16 protein-coding genes and 2 pseudogenes are annotated in these 16,254 nt (G+C 70.6%); 6 read left to right on the top strand and 12 right to left on the bottom strand.

Translation table 11 applies throughout. From position 1 onward, the window contains the following. Window positions 1-214: 214 nt before the first annotated feature. Window positions 215-1,513, top strand: coding sequence for a DMT family transporter (locus tag HZS56_RS26765; RefSeq protein ID WP_216723345.1), 1,299 nt, complete (start codon window positions 215-217; stop codon window positions 1,511-1,513). On the opposite strand, the gene HZS56_RS26760 is transcribed toward HZS56_RS26765, so the two are convergent. Continuing rightward, the gene (locus HZS56_RS26760; protein WP_216723344.1) at window positions 1,503-2,759 is read right to left on the bottom strand and encodes a transglycosylase family protein; all 1,257 of its coding nucleotides are present in this window, start codon (window positions 2,757-2,759) and stop codon (window positions 1,503-1,505) included. The two genes, HZS56_RS26765 and HZS56_RS26760, sit on opposite strands and share 11 nt — an antisense overlap. Window positions 2,760-3,113: 354 nt before the next feature. On the opposite strand from HZS56_RS26760, the gene gnd reads away from it, so the two are divergent. After that, window positions 3,114-4,553, top strand: a complete 1,440-nt coding sequence (gene gnd / locus HZS56_RS26755; protein WP_216723343.1) for an NADP-dependent phosphogluconate dehydrogenase — start codon at window positions 3,114-3,116, stop codon at window positions 4,551-4,553. Window positions 4,554-4,982: 429 nt separating this feature from the next. Here gnd and HZS56_RS26750 read toward each other — a convergent pair whose 3' ends face one another. The 3 genes and pseudogenes from HZS56_RS26750 to HZS56_RS38495 form a co-directional block, all read right to left on the bottom strand. Further along, window positions 4,983-5,327 carry a GNAT family N-acetyltransferase gene (locus HZS56_RS26750; RefSeq protein WP_216723342.1) on the bottom strand — a complete coding sequence of 115 codons (345 nt, stop codon included), beginning with the start codon at window positions 5,325-5,327 and terminating at the stop codon, window positions 4,983-4,985. 26 nt (window positions 5,328-5,353) lie between these two features. Then, on the bottom strand, window positions 5,354-5,773 hold the full coding sequence (panD, locus tag HZS56_RS26745) for an aspartate 1-decarboxylase (RefSeq protein WP_216723341.1): 420 nt from the start codon (window positions 5,771-5,773) through the stop codon (window positions 5,354-5,356). Between the two features lie 116 nt (window positions 5,774-5,889). Further along, window positions 5,890-6,009, bottom strand: a pseudogene (locus HZS56_RS38495) (ATP-binding protein); the annotation flags it as partial. Window positions 6,010-6,034: 25 nt separating this feature from the next. Here HZS56_RS38495 and HZS56_RS26740 point away from each other — a divergent pair. Further along, on the top strand, window positions 6,035-6,325 hold the full coding sequence (locus tag HZS56_RS26740; RefSeq protein WP_253914914.1) for a Scr1 family TA system antitoxin-like transcriptional regulator: 291 nt from the start codon (window positions 6,035-6,037) through the stop codon (window positions 6,323-6,325). A gap of 170 nt (window positions 6,326-6,495) precedes the next feature. Here the strand turns inward: HZS56_RS26740 and HZS56_RS26735 are convergent, their stop codons facing one another. From HZS56_RS26735 to HZS56_RS26725, 3 genes are all read right to left on the bottom strand, one after another. Beyond that, window positions 6,496-7,155, bottom strand: a complete 660-nt coding sequence (locus tag HZS56_RS26735; protein WP_216723340.1) for a nucleotidyl transferase AbiEii/AbiGii toxin family protein — start codon at window positions 7,153-7,155, stop codon at window positions 6,496-6,498. Continuing rightward, window positions 7,152-7,514 (bottom strand): hypothetical protein, encoded by a 363-nt coding sequence (locus HZS56_RS26730; RefSeq protein WP_216723339.1) that lies wholly within the window; start codon window positions 7,512-7,514, stop codon window positions 7,152-7,154. The genes HZS56_RS26735 and HZS56_RS26730 overlap by 4 nt, the downstream gene beginning before the upstream one ends. A gap of 241 nt (window positions 7,515-7,755) precedes the next feature. Continuing rightward, window positions 7,756-8,211 (bottom strand): ATP-binding protein, encoded by a 456-nt coding sequence (locus HZS56_RS26725; protein ID WP_216723338.1) that lies wholly within the window; start codon window positions 8,209-8,211, stop codon window positions 7,756-7,758. 162 nt (window positions 8,212-8,373) lie between these two features. Here HZS56_RS26725 and HZS56_RS26720 point away from each other — a divergent pair, with 162 nt between their 5' ends. The 3 genes and pseudogenes from HZS56_RS26720 to HZS56_RS26710 all read left to right on the top strand — a co-directional run. Then, complete coding sequence (locus tag HZS56_RS26720) at window positions 8,374-9,246, top strand: helix-turn-helix domain-containing protein (protein ID WP_216723337.1); 873 nt, start codon at window positions 8,374-8,376, stop codon at window positions 9,244-9,246. Continuing rightward, window positions 9,243-9,443, top strand: a complete 201-nt coding sequence (locus HZS56_RS26715; protein WP_216723336.1) for a DUF397 domain-containing protein — start codon at window positions 9,243-9,245, stop codon at window positions 9,441-9,443. The genes HZS56_RS26720 and HZS56_RS26715 overlap by 4 nt, the downstream gene beginning before the upstream one ends. 155 nt (window positions 9,444-9,598) lie before the next feature. Beyond that, a pseudogene (locus HZS56_RS26710) lies at window positions 9,599-9,985 on the top strand (SWIM zinc finger family protein); the annotation flags it as partial. 370 nt (window positions 9,986-10,355) lie between these two features. Here the strand turns inward: HZS56_RS26710 and HZS56_RS26705 are convergent. The 5 genes from HZS56_RS26705 to HZS56_RS26685 form a co-directional block, all read right to left on the bottom strand. After that, window positions 10,356-11,810 carry an endo-1,4-beta-xylanase gene (locus HZS56_RS26705; protein ID WP_216723335.1) on the bottom strand — a complete coding sequence of 485 codons (1,455 nt, stop codon included), beginning with the start codon at window positions 11,808-11,810 and terminating at the stop codon, window positions 10,356-10,358. 202 nt (window positions 11,811-12,012) lie between these two features. After that, the gene (locus HZS56_RS26700; protein ID WP_216723334.1) at window positions 12,013-12,840 is read right to left on the bottom strand and encodes an ABC transporter ATP-binding protein; all 828 of its coding nucleotides are present in this window, start codon (window positions 12,838-12,840) and stop codon (window positions 12,013-12,015) included. Between the two features lie 42 nt (window positions 12,841-12,882). Next, complete coding sequence (locus HZS56_RS26695) at window positions 12,883-13,848, bottom strand: FecCD family ABC transporter permease (RefSeq protein ID WP_216723333.1); 966 nt, start codon at window positions 13,846-13,848, stop codon at window positions 12,883-12,885. A 56-nt stretch (window positions 13,849-13,904) separates the two neighbouring features. Beyond that, complete coding sequence (locus HZS56_RS26690) at window positions 13,905-14,942, bottom strand: ABC transporter substrate-binding protein (protein ID WP_216723332.1); 1,038 nt, start codon at window positions 14,940-14,942, stop codon at window positions 13,905-13,907. A 166-nt stretch (window positions 14,943-15,108) separates the two neighbouring features. Continuing rightward, window positions 15,109-16,254 (bottom strand): thioester reductase domain-containing protein (locus HZS56_RS26685; RefSeq protein WP_216723331.1); only part of this gene is annotated, 1,146 nt, incomplete at its 5' end.

Genomic DNA, 16,254 nt, shown 5'->3' with positions numbered 1-16,254 from the left:
TCAAGGGCCGCGGAGGGTCCGGGCGAGGGGTCTTGGCCGGAAGTAGCCCACCCTGGGGAGGACGGCGACGCCGTCGTACTCCATCGGTAGTAGGACCCAATGAATGCTCAGGGACGACGACGGGAAGACCCTGACACGGCATCGTGTTGTCCATGGATGACGACCCTTCGCCGCGCCGGGCCCAGCGCCCCCGCCTCACGCAGAGGAGCAGCCGATGAGCGCCCTCGCGTTGTCCGTGCTGCTGTCGCTCGTCTCCGCCGTGGCGTACGCGGGCGGAGCGATCGTTCAGGAGCAGGTCGCGGTGTCGTCCCCGGGCGTGCAGTACGCCCCGCTGCGCCGGCCCGCCTGGTGGGCGGCGGTCGCGCTCAACGGCCTCGGCGGCCTGCTGCACGTCGTCGCCCTCGCTCTCGGTCCGCTCAGCCTGGTGCAGCCGCTGGGAGCGCTCACCATCGTCTTCGCGCTGCCCATGGCGGCGCTGTTCGTGGGCCGCAGGGCGGGTGCGACGGCCTGGCGGGGCGCGCTGATGGCGACGGTCGGCCTCGCGGGGCTGCTGGCCCTGGTCGGCGCGTCCGACGCGCAGTCCCTGAACACGGCGCAGCGGGTCGGGGCCGCGGTCGTCACCGGTGGCGTGGTCGTCGCGCTGATGGTCGCGGGCCGGGCGGTGCACCGGCACCCGGCGGTCCGCAGCATCCTGCTGGCGACCGCGTCCGGCATCGCCTTCGGCATGTCCTCCGTCTTCACCAAGACGGTCGCGGTCGACTGGACGGGCGGGGTGTCGGCCGGCGACCTGCCGTCCCTGGCCGTGATCGGCGTACTCGCCACGGCCGGCATGGTGCTGTCGCAGGCCTCCTACCGGGGCGCCGGTCTCGCGGCACCGCTGGCCACGCTGACGGTCGTGAACCCGGTGGTGGCCGCGGTGGTCGGCATCACGATGTTCGGCGAGACCTTCCGCTACGGCACGACCGGCACGGCGCTCGCGCTGAGCTGCGGTGTGGTGGCGGCGGGCGGCCTGATCCTGCTGACGACGGAGCGGATCGCCCGGGAGTCGGCGGCCGGGGCGGCATCCGGCGCCACACCGGTCGACGACGCCACACCGGCCGACGCGGCGTCGTCGGCCCCGGCCTCCGTGGGCGGCGTACCGGTCGCCGTGGAGACGCCCGTGGCCCCCGTGGCCCCCGTGGCCCCCACCGAGGATGCTGTGCTCGTTTCGGCGGCGGCCGGGCCCGGGACGGTCCCGACACCTGTTTCGCAGCCGCGGTCCCGAAAGCGGGCCGCGGACGACGAGCGTGAGCGGCGCGTCGTGCGGTCGGCGCGGCTGTCCAGGACGGTCCTCCTGCCCTCCCGCACCTCGGACACACCCGTCGCGGAGGAGACGTACGACGCCCTGGTGCCCTCAGCGCCCCCGGTGCCGGCGGAGAGCGACACCCTGCCGCCGGCGTTCGCGCCCTTGTACAGCGGCCCGTTCGTGCCGCCTCCGATGTTCGGCCGTCGCAGGGTCCGGATCAGATCCTGACGCCGCCCGCCCGCAGGTATGCCAGCGGGTCGACGTCGGAACCGAAGCCGGGCCCCGTCCGCACCTCGAAGTGCAGATGCGGGCCCGTGACGTTGCCGGTGGAGCCGGAACGGCCGATGCGCTGGCCGGTGCCGACGGACTGACCGTCCTTGACGGAGATCGCCGAGAGGTGCGCGTACTGCGAGTAGCGGCCGTCGCCGTGCCGGACCACCACCTGGTACCCGTACGAACCACCCCAGCCCGCACTCACGACGCGGCCGGCGGCGACGGACTTCACCGAGGTGCCGGTGGGCACGGGGAAGTCGACGCCGGTGTGGTAGCCCTTCGACCAGGAGGAGCCCGACTGGTGGTAGGGCGTACCGATGGAGCCGTTGACGGGGGCGACGACGGCGTGACCGGAGGCGGCCTTCTCCGCCTTGGCACTGGCGCCGTCGGAGGAGGCCTTCTTGGACTCCTGCTCCTTCTTCTCTTGCTGCTTTTCCCGTTTCTTTTCCTGCTTCTTTTCCTGTTTCTGGGGCTTGGTCTGCGGCCCGGCGCCGGAGGTTTTCGTCTTCCCCTCGCCGCGCAGCGCCAGTCGCTGCCCCGGCAGGATCACGTCCGGGTCGGCGCCGATCGCGCCGCGGTTAGCCTCGTACAGGTGCCGCCAGCCACCGCGGACCTGGTGGGTGTCGGCGATGCCGGAGAGGGTGTCGCCGGTGACCACCGTGTACATCCGCGCCTTGCCGGCCCGGGACTGCGGCGTCGTCTGGGGCTGGACGTCCTTCACGGACTCCGGCTTCGCTACGGGCTTCTTCGCGGGCGCGCTCTCGGGCTGCGCGGACTTCTGGGGCCCCGCTCCCCCGGCCGGCCGGATGTCGGGCGTGTCGCCGCCCCGGGTCAGCCCGGCCCGCTGCGAGCAGGTGGGCCAGGCGCCCGGACCCTGCCCGTCGAGCACCTTCTCGGCGACGGCGATCTGCTGGTCCTTGGTGGCGAGGTCGGCGCGCGGGGCGTACCGGGTGCCGCCGAACGCCTCCCAGGTGGACTGGGTGAACTGCAACCCGCCGTAGTAGCCGTTGCCGGTGTTGACGTCCCAGTCGTTGGTGGACTCGCAGGCAGCGACCTTGTCCCAGGTCTCCACGTCGGCCGCGTGGGCCGTGCCGGTGCCGACAAGTGGGAGGGCCAGTCCGGCGCCACCGGCCGTGACGGTCAGTGAGGCGCGGTTGATCCTGTTCGGCTGATACCGGCGGTGCCGACCGCGTACGGCCATGGAGATCCCCCTCGACATAGCGTCAGGAGCAGCAAAAGTAAGCGCCGCGAACCGGCCATGACAAGACGGCAATCGGCCGGTTGGTCACGCCAAGTGGCCAACACGCGGCAACCGTTGGCCGAATACGGCATCGAACACTGAGGTACCGGCCGCTTCCCTGCGTACTCCCTACGTGCCACGCGGACGGGAAAGAACTCCGATCGATCCGATCGGTCCGATCAAGAAGTGCGACCGGCGTACCGGCACGTCAGGATGGTCACGGGGCGGAACCGGCGATACTGGCGGGAAAGACCGGCACCACCGACACCAGAATCAATAGATCACAAGGTCACTAGGTCACTAGGAGCCAACCCAATGAGCACTACAGCGCAGATCGGCGTCACGGGTCTCGCGGTCATGGGCCGCAACCTCGCCCGCAACTTCGCCCGCAACGGCTACACGGTCGCGGTGCACAACCGGACGGCGTCGCGTACGCACGCGCTGGTGGAGGAGTTCGGCGGCGAGGGCGACTTCGTCGCCACCGAGACCGCCAAGGAGTTCGTGGCGGCGCTGGAGCGGCCGCGACGCCTGGTGATCATGGTGAAGGCCGGTGATCCGACCGATGCGGTGATCCAGGAGTTCGCCCCGCTCCTGGAGCCCGGCGACATGATCATCGACGGCGGCAACGCGCACTTCGCGGACACCCGGCGCCGGGAGCGCGAACTGCGCGAGCAGGGCATCCATTTCGTGGGCACCGGCATCTCGGGCGGCGAGGAGGGCGCGCTGCACGGCCCGAGCATCATGCCGGGCGGGTCCAAGGAGTCGTACGCGTCGCTCGGCCCGATGCTGGAGAAGATCTCCGCGAAGGCGGCGGACGAGGCACCCTGCGTGACACACGTGGGCGCCGACGGCGCCGGACACTTCGTGAAGATGGTGCACAACGGCATCGAGTACGCCGACATGCAGCTGATCGGCGAGGCATACCAGCTGCTGCGCGACGTCGCCGGGTACACGCCCGCGCAGATCGCGGACATCTTCCGCACGTGGAACACCGGCCGCCTGGACTCGTACCTGATCGAGATCACGGCAGAGGTGCTGTCCCACGTCGACGCGGAGACGGGGAAGCCGTTCGTCGACGTGGTGGTCGACCAGGCGGAGCAGAAGGGCACCGGTCGCTGGACGGTGCAGATCGCGCTGGACCTGGGCGTGCCGGTGTCGGGCATCGCGGAGGCCGTCTTCGCGCGCTCCCTGTCCGGTCACGCGGCGCTGCGTGACGCCTCGCGCGGTCTGGTGGGCCCGAAGGCGTCCCCGCTCAGCGAGTCGGAGGCGGCCGCCTTCGCCGACCGCGTCGAGCAGGCGCTGTACGCGTCGAAGATCGTGTCGTACACGCAGGGCTTCCACGAGGTGGCGGCGGGCAGCGAGGAGTACGGCTGGAACATCGACCTCGGCGCGGTCGCGGCCATCTGGCGCGGCGGCTGCATCATCCGCGCGGCCTTCCTGGACCGCATCCGCGCCGCGTACGACGCGCGTCCGGACCTGCCGAGTCTGCTGTCGGACGAGACGTTCGCCCAGGAGATCGCCGCCGCGCAGGACGACTGGCGCGAGGTCCTGATCGCCGCGACCCGGCAGGGCGTGCCGACACCGGGCTTCGCCGCCGCCCTGGCCTACTACGACGCCCTGCGCGCCGAGCGGCTCCCGGCCGCGCTGACGCAGGGGCAGCGGGACTACTTCGGCGCGCACACGTACCGCAGGACGGACCGGGACGGCACGTTCCACACGCTGTGGGGCGGCGACCGGTCCGAGGTCACCGCGTAACGGAAAGGGTGCGGCCGGCGGGCGCGGCTGAGGCCCGCCGACCGCACCCACGCCCCCGGTGCCGGTCAGGTGAGGGGTGGCCCCGGCTCCGGGTCGGGCACGGGCTCCGGTCCCGGCGGAATCGGCGACGGGGAGGGTTCGGGCGGCCCGGGAGGCGGCGGCGTGGGCTGCGGGCCGGGGCCCGGGGGCTGCGGCGGAGGTGTCGGCTCCGGCCCGGGGACCGGGGGCGTAGCCGGATCCGGGTGCGGCTGCGGAGGCTCCGGGTCCGGTCCTGGCGCCGGTCCCGGGGTGGGCCCCGGTGGGACGGGATCAGGCTGCGGATTCGTCATGGCGCTGTCCTCCGGCCAGTCGGTCGACGTCGGCTCTGGACCTGTCCCCCGCCTACCCGTCACCCGCATCCCCAGTCACTCCCCGCGTGCCCCTCCTCTCTCAGAACCGCCCGGGGTGCGCCACGAGCCACTCCTTCGCGGCGCGCAGCAGCTCGGGCCCGGCCGCGGGCGCCTCGTCCGGGTGCCGCTCGGCCCACTTCGCGACGTAGGGGCACAGCGGGGCGACGGCAGCGTCCTCCCGCAGGGCGATGCCGTACAGCTCACGCGCCAGCGAACCGGCGATGCCCTGGCCCTCGTGGGCGGGCTCGACGACGGTGTGCACGGGGACGACGGCGCGCTCGGGTGCCTCCAGCACGAAGTACTCGATGCGCCCGACGACCTCGCCGCCGGCCACCGCCTGGAGCAGGCCCGCCGCCCGGTCGTCACGGATCTCGATGTCGGTCACAGCCACACTCCTCGTCCCCGAAAACGTCAGACAGCCACGGCCTGAGGGCTCCGCTCCTGGTCCGACCCCGGTACCGGCTCGGACGCGTCGGCCCCGAGAGCGACGATACGGTTGTCGCCGTCCACGTGCACGACCCGCGGCTTCAGCGACCGCGCCTCGGCGTCCGTCACCTGGGCATAACTGATGAGGATCACGAGATCACCGGGGTGCACGAGGTGCGCCGCGGCCCCGTTGATCCCGATGACCCCGGACCCCCGCTCCCCCTCGATGACGTACGTCTCCAGCCGGGCCCCGTTGGTGATGTCCACGATGTGCACCAGCTCACCGGGCAACAGATCGGCGGCGTCGAGCAGCTCGGCGTCAATGGTCACCGAACCGACGTAGTGCAGGTCGGCCTGGGTGACGGTGGCGCGGTGGATCTTGGACTTGAACATGGTGCGCAGCATGGCGAGACTCCCGTTTGTCTGCTCCCTGCCTGCTCTTGCAGGTCAAGGGCGTCATCCGCAGCGTACAACGAGGGCGGACCACGACGCTCCGGACGGCCGGGGCACGTCCTGGCGGCTTACCGACGGGCGCACTGCGCCCACACCGTCTTGCCTCCCGGCGGGTACGACTCGCACCCCCACGCATCCGCGAGCGAAGCGACGAGGAGCAGGCCCCGCCCGGACTCGCCGTCCCCCTCGGTCTCGGCGTCCGAGGGCGTCGCGGTGGACACGTTGCTGGAGTGCGGGGGCCTGATGGCCTCGGCGGCGGAGGACGTGGAACGGGCGAAGACCCGGCGGAGGGTGCGGCATCCGGAGTGGTTCAGGGACTACGCGCGGTTGGAGCAGGAGGCGGTTGAGTTGCAGGACTACAGCTCGCTTGTCCTTCCGGGACTTCTTCAGACGGAAGCTCACGCGAACGTGGTGTTCCGAACGCGTCAGCCCTTTCTGGCCGACCGTCACCGTCCCGCACCGCTCGACGGCGGATCCCGAAAACACGGCATCCGCGTCAAGTAGCTGGAGCGGCAAAGCCGCGCGTCCCAGACCCGGACTGGGGCTGCCTCGCTCCACGCCTGGCCTGGCCTGGGCAGTTACGGTGACATCCCCCTCTGTTGCCAACTTGTCGGCACGACCACAGTCGGTCACCAGTGCAACTGCAGTAGAGGGAATGGACGCGATGACCGATCTCAGGCGTTCTCGTCATGGATCCGCGCGCCCAGATCCTCCGCCCACTCCAGCGCCCACGCCTTGAGTTCTTCGATCTGCCGGGAGGTGAGCCCGTACGCGGTGTAGTCCTCATCCTCGTACCAGTCCGCGCCGATCAGCCGGTCCCGGAGGTCTTCGAGACTGAACTCGTCGTGGGCGCGACGGCGGCCCAGGGATTCGAGGTCGGCGGTGGAGCGGTGGCGGGAGGCAGCCTGGACGTCGATGAGGTCGCGGACGGTACCGCGGTCGGCGAGGGCACGGACCTTGGTGCCGATCACGTCGTCGAGGGAAAGAACGGGGCCGTAGGGGGTCTGGGCAGGCGGAGCCCAGAACGCCTCCTTGAGGACATCGACTTCACAGTCCTCGCCGGTGTCCGGATCGGTGACGAGGAACCGGCCGCTGAGCGGATCTGTCTGGACGTGCGTGGTCCGCCATCCGCGCGCGCTGAGGCCTCCTGTGAGTGAGGCGACGATCTCCTGCATGGGAGCAGGGTTCTCGGTGGCGACGTCGAGGTCACGGCTGAAGCGTTCGACCAGGCCGTGGGCCTGCACGGCGTATCCGCCGGTGAGGACCAGAGGGTAGGGGGAGCCGAGGTCGAGGATGTCGGCGAGGAGACGCTCGTGGAGCGGAGTGAGCTTCACGCGGCGGTCGTGTCGGCCGGAGCGGTGCGGAGCAGCTCGGGGAAAGCGTCCTCCCAGACCTCGCGGATGTAAGGGCTGATCAAGCGCCGCAGCACGGGCCACTGCTCGGTGAGTAGCCGGTGGTGCAGGAGGGCCACCAGGTCCTCACTCAGTCCTTCGGCGAGGACGGTCCGGTAGAGCGTCATGCGGGACTTCGGGCGGTCCAGGCTGTAGCTGGTCCGCCCGGACCAAACGATGTGGAGCGGCAGGTCCACGCTGCCCTCGACAGGGCCCGCCAGCTCCTGCAAGCGCTCGGGCAGTCGGCTGCGGTAGCGGTCTCGCAGCACCTCGGCGCGAGGGGCGGTGGTCGTCACATCCATGTATCCAGTATCGCTGCTGGGAGGCGGCGACATGGTGAATACGGACCCTCCGCCGTACGTGCAGACGCCTGACCTGCTCAAACACCCGCACACTCGATCTTTGACTTGAACATGGCGCGCAGCATGGCGAGACTCCCGTTTGTCTGCTCCGTGCCTGCTCTTGCAGGTCAAGGGCGTCATCCGCAGCGTACAACGAGGGCGGACCACGACGCTCCGGACGGCCGGGGCACGTCCTGGCGGCTTACCGACGGGCGCACTGCGCCCACACCGTCTTGCCTCCCGGCGGGTACGACTCGCACCCCCACGCATCCGCGAGCGAAGCGACGAGGAGCAGGCCCCGCCCGGACTCGCCGTCCCCCTCGGTCTCGGCGTCCGAGGGCGTCGCGGGCAGACGTTCACCCCTCGCGTCGGTGACCTCGATCCGCAGGGTCTCGGCGGTCAGGGTCAGGGCGAGGCGTGCGTTCCTGCCCTGCACCCGGCCGTGCAGGGCGGCGTTCGCCGTCAGCTCCGCGATGAGGAGGGAGGCCGTGGCCATGCCGTCGTCGTCGTCGACGGAGGTAACAGCGACGGTGGCGAGCCAGGCTTCGGCGGCGTGGCGTGCGGTGTGGGCGCCCCTCGCCGTGGTGGGGAACATCGTGCGGAAGTGGCCTGTGCCGACGGTCGGTTCACCTGGAGCGGTGACAGTTTCCTGATTCACATCACCGAGGGTGACCGAGCGGTCCTACCGTGTGGAGCATTCCGGGCGGTACGCGAGGTGACTGTCCCGGTGCGAACGGTGCGAAGTACGGGCGTACGGCCATGACCTGACCGTGCTGTCGCCGGTTCGTCCTCAGCACAAGGAACAGGGTGGTGGTACGGCATGACGGCACAGCCGGGTGCGGGGATTCCCACGAGCGGTGAGACGGACGGCACGGACGAGGTCGCCGACCTGTTCCGGGCCCTCGGCCGCCAGATCAAGGTCGCGCGTGAACGCGCCGGGCTGAGTCAGAAGGAGCTGGGCGACCGGCTCGGGTACGGGGAGGAGACGATCTCCTCGGTCGAGCGGGCGCGACGGACGCCTCAGCCCGAACTGCTCGTCGCGGTGGACACGTTGCTGGAGTGCGGGGGCCTGCTGGCCTCGGCGGCGGAGGACGTGGAACGGGCGAAGACCCGGCGGAGGGTGCGGCATCCGGAATGGTTCAAGGACTACGCGCGGCTGGAGCAGGAGGCGGTTGAGCTGCACGACTACAGCTCGCTTGTCCTTCCGGGACTCCTGCAGACGGAAGCTCACGCAAACGTGGTGTTCCGAACGCGTCAGCCCTTTCTGGATGCGGCAACCATCGAGCAGCGCGTGGCCGCACGACTGGACCGCCAGCAGATCTTCAACCGCTGGCCTCCGCCGTTCACGACCTTCACCATCGAGGAGTCCATCTTGCGTCGCCCGCTCGGCGGGTGGAACGTTCATCGTGAGCAACTGGAGGCCTTGCTGAGGTTCGGCGCACTGCGCGGTGTGGAGCTCCAGGTGCTGCCGATGGAGCGTAAGGAACACCCCAGCCTGGGCGGGCCGTTCATCATGCTCACCCCGAAGGGCAAGTCGCAGGTGGCGTACCTGGAGGTCCAGCACATCAGCCGTCTGATCACCGATCCGGACGAGGTACGTATCCTTGCCGCACGCTACGGCAGTATCAGGGCGCAGGCGCTCACACCGGAAGAGTCACTGACCTTGATCAAGAAGATGCTGGGAGACCGATGAACACTGAACAGCCCGCACGGCTGGACTGGTTCAAGAGCAGCTACAGCAGCGGTGAAGGAGGGGCGTGCGTCGAAGTCGCCTCCCATACAACCGCCATACACGTACGAGACTCCAAGGAACGCGGCGGGCCCCAGCTCGCGTTTCCGCGGAGTGCGTGGTCCGGGTTCCTCGCGGATCTCGGACGTGGCCGAATCTGACGCTTTCGCGGCCCTCTCCGTACCCCCGAGAGGGCCGCGATCCCGCGTTCGCGCCGATCAAGTGCGACGGCGGCCCGCCAGAGGGTGACGGGCGCGAACGGCTCGTTGTCACACCTGTCCCCTAGTCTTCCGGCGTGACACAGCCCTACACCTACTTGCAGGCGTCTGCCGTGCGGGATTCGCCGACCGGGCGCCGCCTCGCGCTGGAGACTTCCGGCGGGGCGACACCTGCCGGCGAGGCGGACCGTCCGCGGTTCTTCGACGGGTTCCTGACCTCGCCCGCCGCCGCGGCCACGGCGCTGCTGGCCGTCGCCGACGTGGCGGCCACCCACCACTACCGGCCGCGGTCGTCCACCTTCCCGGACCCGGTGGTGACGGCCGGCGGCGACCGGCTGCGGATGGAGTCCTTCTCCGGCTGCTGCGGCGTCCACGCCAGGCTCGACGTGCTCGCCCCCGGCCTCGACGGCGGCGACATCGGCCACGGCACCACCAACGTCGACATCAACATGCCTCTGCGCCAGTCACTCGCGGGACTCGGCTCCTGCTGATCGTCTCGCCCGCCTGCGCCGGTCAGGTATGCCGGGGTGCACCGGGTGGAAGTGCGGACCCCGTCGCTCCACAAGCACGTCGGCAACCGTGCTGCCCTGCTGACCGCCGTGGCCGAGGCCGGCCGCCCCCGGGGATCCTCGCCCGCCTGGCCGGCCCGGTGGTGCGCGTCGCCCAGGGGCTCGTGGGCGAGCAGGAGGCACTCGAACCACCGCGCGCGTGCCGACGGCCTGGGCCACCCTTCCGTCGGCCGGCGAGGGCGACCCGGTGGCCCGGTGGATTCGGATGCACCGTGGCGACATGTCGATGTCCCGGGCCGCCGCCCCCACAGCGGCGACCCGGGAACCCCGGCCGGTGACCGGAGACTCAGGTGAGGGTCCAGCGCTGGTTGCTTCCGTTGGTGCAGGAGTAGAGCTGGATCTGGGTGCCGTTGGCGGTGCCGGCTCCTACGGCGTCGAGGCAGAGCCCGGACTGGACGCCGACGACGGATCCGTCGGAGCCGACGCGCCACTTCTGGTTGTCGCCGCCGTGGCAGCCGTAGATCTGGACCCTGCTGCCGTTGCCGGTGCCTGCCGCGTCCAGGCACTTGTCGCCGTAGACCCGGAGTTCACCGGCGTCGGTCTGTTCCCACTGCTGGTTGGTGCCGCCGTGGCAGTCCCACAGCTGGAGTTGGGTGCCGTCGGCGGTGCTGGTGTCGGGGACGTCCAGGCAGCGGCCCGATCCGACGCCCTTGATGGTCCCGCCTTCCACGGGAGGCTCGGAGGAGTCGCCGCCGTTGAGGGCGTCGAGGACGGCGGAGTAGGCGGGCTTCTTGCTGCCGTCGTTGTTGAACAGCAGCGGCGTCTGCTCCGACCGCCAGGAGTCGCTGTCGCGCACGCCCCAGACGGTGACGCCGAGGCAGCGGTCGACGGCCAGGCAGTCGTTGACCACGGCGGCGTAGGTCGAGGCGGAGGCGCCCTGGATGTCGAGTTCGGTGACGGCCACGTCGACGCCGAGGGCGGCGAAGTTCTGCAGGGTGGTGCGGAAGTTGCTGTCGTAGGGGCTGCCGCTGTTGAAGTGCGACTGGAAGCCGACGCAGTCGATCGGCACACCGCGCTGCTTGAAGTCCCGGACCATGGAGTACATGGCCTGCGTCTTGGCCCAGGTCCAGTTCTCGACGTTGTAGTCGTTGTAGCAGAGCTTGGCCGACGGGTCGGCGGCGCGCGCGGTGCGGAAGGCGACCTCGATCCAGTCGTTGCCGGTGCGTTGCAGGTTGGAGTCCCGCCGGGCTCCCGAACTGCCGTCGGCGAAGGCCTCGTTCACGACGTCCCACTGAGCGATCTTGCCCTTGTAGTGGGCCATCACCCCGTTGATGTGGTCGATCATCGCCTGGCGCAGGGTGCTGCCGCTGAGGCTCTGCATCCAGCCGGGCTGCTGGGAGTGCCAGGCGAGGGTGTGGCCGCGTACCTCCTTGCCGTTCTGCACGGCCCAGTTGTAGACGCGGTCGGCGGACGAGAAGTTGAACTGGCCCCGTTGCGGTTCGGTGGCGTCGATCTTCATCTCGTTCTCGGCCGTCACCGAGTTGAACTCGCGGTTCGCGATGCTCGTGTACGTCGAGTCGCCCAGCTTGCCCGAGGCGATGGCGGTGCCGAAGTAGCGGCCGCTCTGCGCCGCCGCCGCGCCGAGCGTGCTCTCGGCGGCGTGGGCGGGCGGCGGCGCCGCCACGGCGGCCGTACCCAGGGCGCCGACGACCAGCGCCAGCAGCAGGCCGCGCGCCTTACGGCGTAGATCAGCTCGTAGACCAGGTCGTAGATCAGGTCTGGGAAGGGCGTAGGAGCCCATGACTGTGCCTCCGCGGTAGTGGGTGTGACGGAAGGACTGGAGCGCAGGGCTGTGCGTGGATGTACCGTGCGAACACGAAAGCTCGGGACGCCCTGGCCGACACATTCGGTCGACCAATCGAACCGTGGGTCGTTCCTTGGCTACGGATGATCGAGGCATGGACGATGGATCGTCAAGTCACCTTACAAAATAAGTTTCGCTTTCATGTCCGAAACTTTCGACACGGGCTGCTCACGTCCGCTGCCGGTTCGCGGCCGCTTGCGAGGGGCCGGGCGGCGTAGGTGACGCGGATGACGCCGTCCGCGTGGCGTCCGGTGGTGGCGTGGACGCCGAAGACGTCGGCGAGGAGGTCCGGGGTGAGGACGTCCAGGACCGGTCCGGCCGCCGCCACGGCTCCGTCGCTCAGGACCACCAGGTGGTCGCAGAGGCGGGCGGCGAGGTCGAGGTCGTGCAGGACGGCGAGGGTGGTGACACCGGTCGCGACGATCAGGTCAAGGAGTTCGAAGCGGGCCCTGATGTCGAGGTGGTTGGTGAGCTCGTCCAGCACCAGGAGTCGGGGCTCCTGGGCCAGGGCCCGGGCCAGCAGGACGCGTTGGCGTTCACCGCCGGACAGCGAGGCGTAGTCGCGCTCCGCGAAGGGGCGTACGCCGCAGCGGTCGATGGCGTCGGAGACGGCGCCGTGGTCGCCGGGTCCGTCGCGCCCGAGCAGCCCGTGGTGCGGGGCGCGGCCGAGGGCGACGATCTCGGTGACGGTCAGGCCGGTGGTGTTGCCGCCGGTGTCCTGGAGGACGGCGGCGGTGCGGCGGGCCGCGGCGCGCGGGGTCAGTTCCCACACGTCGTCCTCGCCCACCCGCACCACCCCGTCGGCCGGGCGCAGGGAGCGGTAGACGGTGCGCAGCAGGGTGGACTTGCCGCTGCCGTTGGGGCCGACGAGGCCGACGATGTCGCCCTTGCGGGCCCGGAGGCTGACGTCGCGCAGGATCGGGTTGTGGTCCAGGGTGACGTGGAGACGGTCCACGGTGAGTTTCATGCTCGGTCCAGGTCCTTCATGCTCGGTCCAGACCCTCCGTGCTCAGTCCAGGCCCTTGTTGCGGCGCAGCAGCCACAGGAAGAAGGGGGCGCCGAGCAGGGCGGTGAGGATGCCCAGCGGCAGTTCGTTGGGGCGGTTGAGGGTGCGGGAGAGCAGGTCGACGAGGACCAGGTAGACGGCACCGAGGAGGGCGGTCAGGGGCAGCAGCCGGCGGTGGTCGGCGCCCGTGGTGAGGCGTACCAGGTGGGGGATCATGAGGCCGACGAAGCCGATGCCGCCGGCGACGGCGATGACCGTGCCGGTGAGCAGGGCGCTGAGGACCAGCAGGACGGCGCGCAGCCTGTTGACGTCGACGCCGAGGGCGGTGGCGGACTCGTCGCCCGCGAGCAGGACGTTGAGCCGCCGGCCGAACAGGGCGAGGAGTGCGGTGGTGACGAGTACGACCGCGGTGACCGTCGGGATCTGCTCCCACTTGGCGCCGGCCACGCTGCCCAGCATCCAGAACATGACCGTGCGCAGTTCCGTCGGCGTCGCCCGGAGCTGGACGTAGCTGGTCGCGGAGAGGAAGACGTAGCCGATGGCGACGCCCGCCAGCACCAGCCGGACCGGCGCCAGCCGTCCCCGCCGCTGTCCGAGGGCGAAGACCAGCGCTCCCGCGGCGATGGCGCCGAGGAACGCGGCCGCGGAGACTCCGAGGCCGGCGAGCGCGGCGCCGCCGCCCAGGGTGATGACGAGGACCGCGCCGAGCGTGGCGCCGTAGGAGAAGCCCAGTACGACCGGGTCGGCGAGCGGGTTGGCCACCACGGTCTGCAGGACGGCACCGGTCACGGCCAGGCCCGCGCCGACCACGGCCGCCAGGACCACCCGCGGTGTGCGGAAGTTCCAGACGATCTGGTCGAGCGCGGGGTCATCGGGCGCCGTGCCCGCACCGGTGACGTGGTGCAGGACGATGCCCCACACGTCGCCGACCGGGACGGTGACCGCTCCGACGCTGATCGCCACGATCATGGTGGCGGCCAGGGCGACGGGCAGCAGGGTGAAGGCCAGGGGGACGGTGACCCGGTTCAGAAGGCGTCGGGGTGCAGCATCTTCGCGATCCTTTCCACGGCCAGGTCGTTGCTGGGGCCGAGGTACATCGAGTCGGACAGCGTCACGTACGTGTTGTTCCTGGCGGCCGGCCACTGGGGGAACTCCTTGAGCAGTTTCTGGGCGTAGGCCGCCGGGTTCGGGTCGTTGTAGCCGATGACGACGAGGGCGTCGACGTCGGTGGACGCCACCTTCTCCTTGCTCAGGTCGGCGAAGGAGGTCGGGGAGGCGTTCTCGAAGGCGTTGGTGCCACCGGCCTTGGCGAGGATGTCGTTGTAGATGCCCTTCGCGACGACGGAACTGAAGTCGTTGCCGCCCATGGACATGTTGGAGAACAGCACCATCACCTCGGGCCGGTCCTCGCCCCGCACCTTGTCCGACACCTCAGCGATCTTCGCCTTGGAGGCGGCGATCAACTCCTCCGCCTTGCCGCTCACGTTGAAGATCTTCCCCATGTCGCGCAGCAGCTGGTGGCTGTCGGCGAGGGTCATCTTCGAAGTGTCCTGGTCGCAGCCCTGCGGGGAGACGTAGCTGTTCGCACCGACGTCCTTGAGCTGCTCGCGGGTGGCGAAGCCGTTCTTCTCGTCGAAGCCGTACGCGGTGGTGGACAGCACCAGGTCCGGGCGCAGGCCGATCATGGTTTCGCGCGGGACGTCGAAGGCGTCGTTCTGCTCGACGTCCCCGTCGGGGAGCTTCTTGATGGCCTCGGCGCGGCCCGGGACCTCCGAGTTGCCGTAGGTCTGCTGGTTGGCGACGATCCTGTCGTCCAGACCGAGGGCGAGCAGGGTGGAGACCTCGGCGACGGAGGCGCCGTTCATGACGACGACCCGGCTGGGGGCCTTCTCGAAGGTCTGCCTCTGACCGCAGTTGTCCAGGGTGACCGGGTAGCCGGCCCTGGCCGCCGCCGCTGCGTCGGACTTCGCGCCCGTGTCGTCGTCCGAGGTGGAGCTGCCGCAGGCAGCCGTCAGCAGACAGAGGGCTGCGGCCAGGGCGGCGGCCGGCCGGTTCATCGACATGCGGGCTCCTTGCACGGGAGGGGTGGAGGGGTATGAGGGACAAGGGACGAGGGGTGAGACGGATGAGGGGCAGGCGGGCAGCCCGGCGGGTCGTGTTGCAGTAGTCGTGGCGAAGTGGCCGCGGGTTCCCGCAGGTTGGGGCAGGCTGAACGGTCTTTGATGGGTCTCACGCACCAGTCGGCCGGTGGGCGGCGGGGCGGTCCGGCGGTGCGGGAAGCACGCCGGCGGACACACAGTGGTCCAGGTAGCGGAAGAACAGGTCGCGGTCGAGGGAGGGGCAGACGATGCCCGTGCCTTCGAGGCCGGTTCTCACGTGGTCGGCGCGGACGTGGCCGAGACGCAGTCCGGTCGTGCCCGCCTGCTCTGCGGCGTCGAAGAAGGCGAGCACCGCGGTGGCGGCGTCGCCCGTAGGGGACAGTTGCTCACGCCAGCGCGCCAGGGGCAGTTGGCGTACCGGATAGCCGTACTCGCGTACCCAGTCGTAGACGTCCCGCAGGCGAACGCGGGGCGGGGTGGCGTGGTGGAAGACCGGGCCGGCCGCGGTCGCCGCCGGTCTCAGGCACAGGTGCACGAGGGACCGTGCGACGAAGTCCACCGGTGTCCAGACCTCGTCCTCGAACAGCTCCGGGACGACACCGGCCGGGATGCCCGCCCGCAGCACGCTCCACAGGAAGTCGCGCTCGTTGACGTATCCCGTGTCCGCCGGTCCGACGACCCGGCCCAGGCGGTGGACGGTGACGGGCAGGCCGCGTTCGGCGGCTTGCTCCAGCAGCCTCTCGGAAGCCCACTTGGTCTGCTGGTAGCCGTGGCGCAGCCCTTCGTGCGGGGGCAGGAAGGCCTCCGGCACCTCGGGGATGTGGCGCGCCGGGGGTGCCACGGACAGCGTGGAGACGTAGTGCAGGGGGATCGGACGTACGGCGGTCAGGCGCAGCAGCTGCCGGGTGGACTCGGTGTTGGCGGCGCGCAGTGTCGTGTAGTCGCGCATGATGCTGACGGTCGCGGCGTTGTGGAAGACGGCGTCGCAGGTCGCGGTGAGGTCGGAGAGGGTTTCTCGGGAGAGCCCGAGCCCCGGGCGGCCGAGGTCCGCGGGCAGGGCCGACAGGCGGGCCGACGCCTCGGCGTCGGGCGTGATGCCGTGTCGCGCGAGCGCCGCGTGGACACGGGCGGTGGCCTGGGGCAGGCCGTCCGCCCGTACCGTGCAGACGATTTCGGCCCGGGTCTCGGACAGCAGGCGGGACAGGAGGTGTGCGCCGACGAATCCGGTGGCCCCGGTGAGCAGGATGCGGCGGGGGTTGCCGGGTGAGGGGCGGGC

It is taken from the genome of Streptomyces mayonensis (assembly GCF_018982965.1).
Lineage (GTDB): Bacteria > Actinomycetota > Actinomycetes > Streptomycetales > Streptomycetaceae > Streptomyces > Streptomyces mayonensis.
The sequence above is the reverse complement of the archived record's forward strand: the minus strand, read 5'-3'. Positions and strand labels throughout refer to the sequence as shown.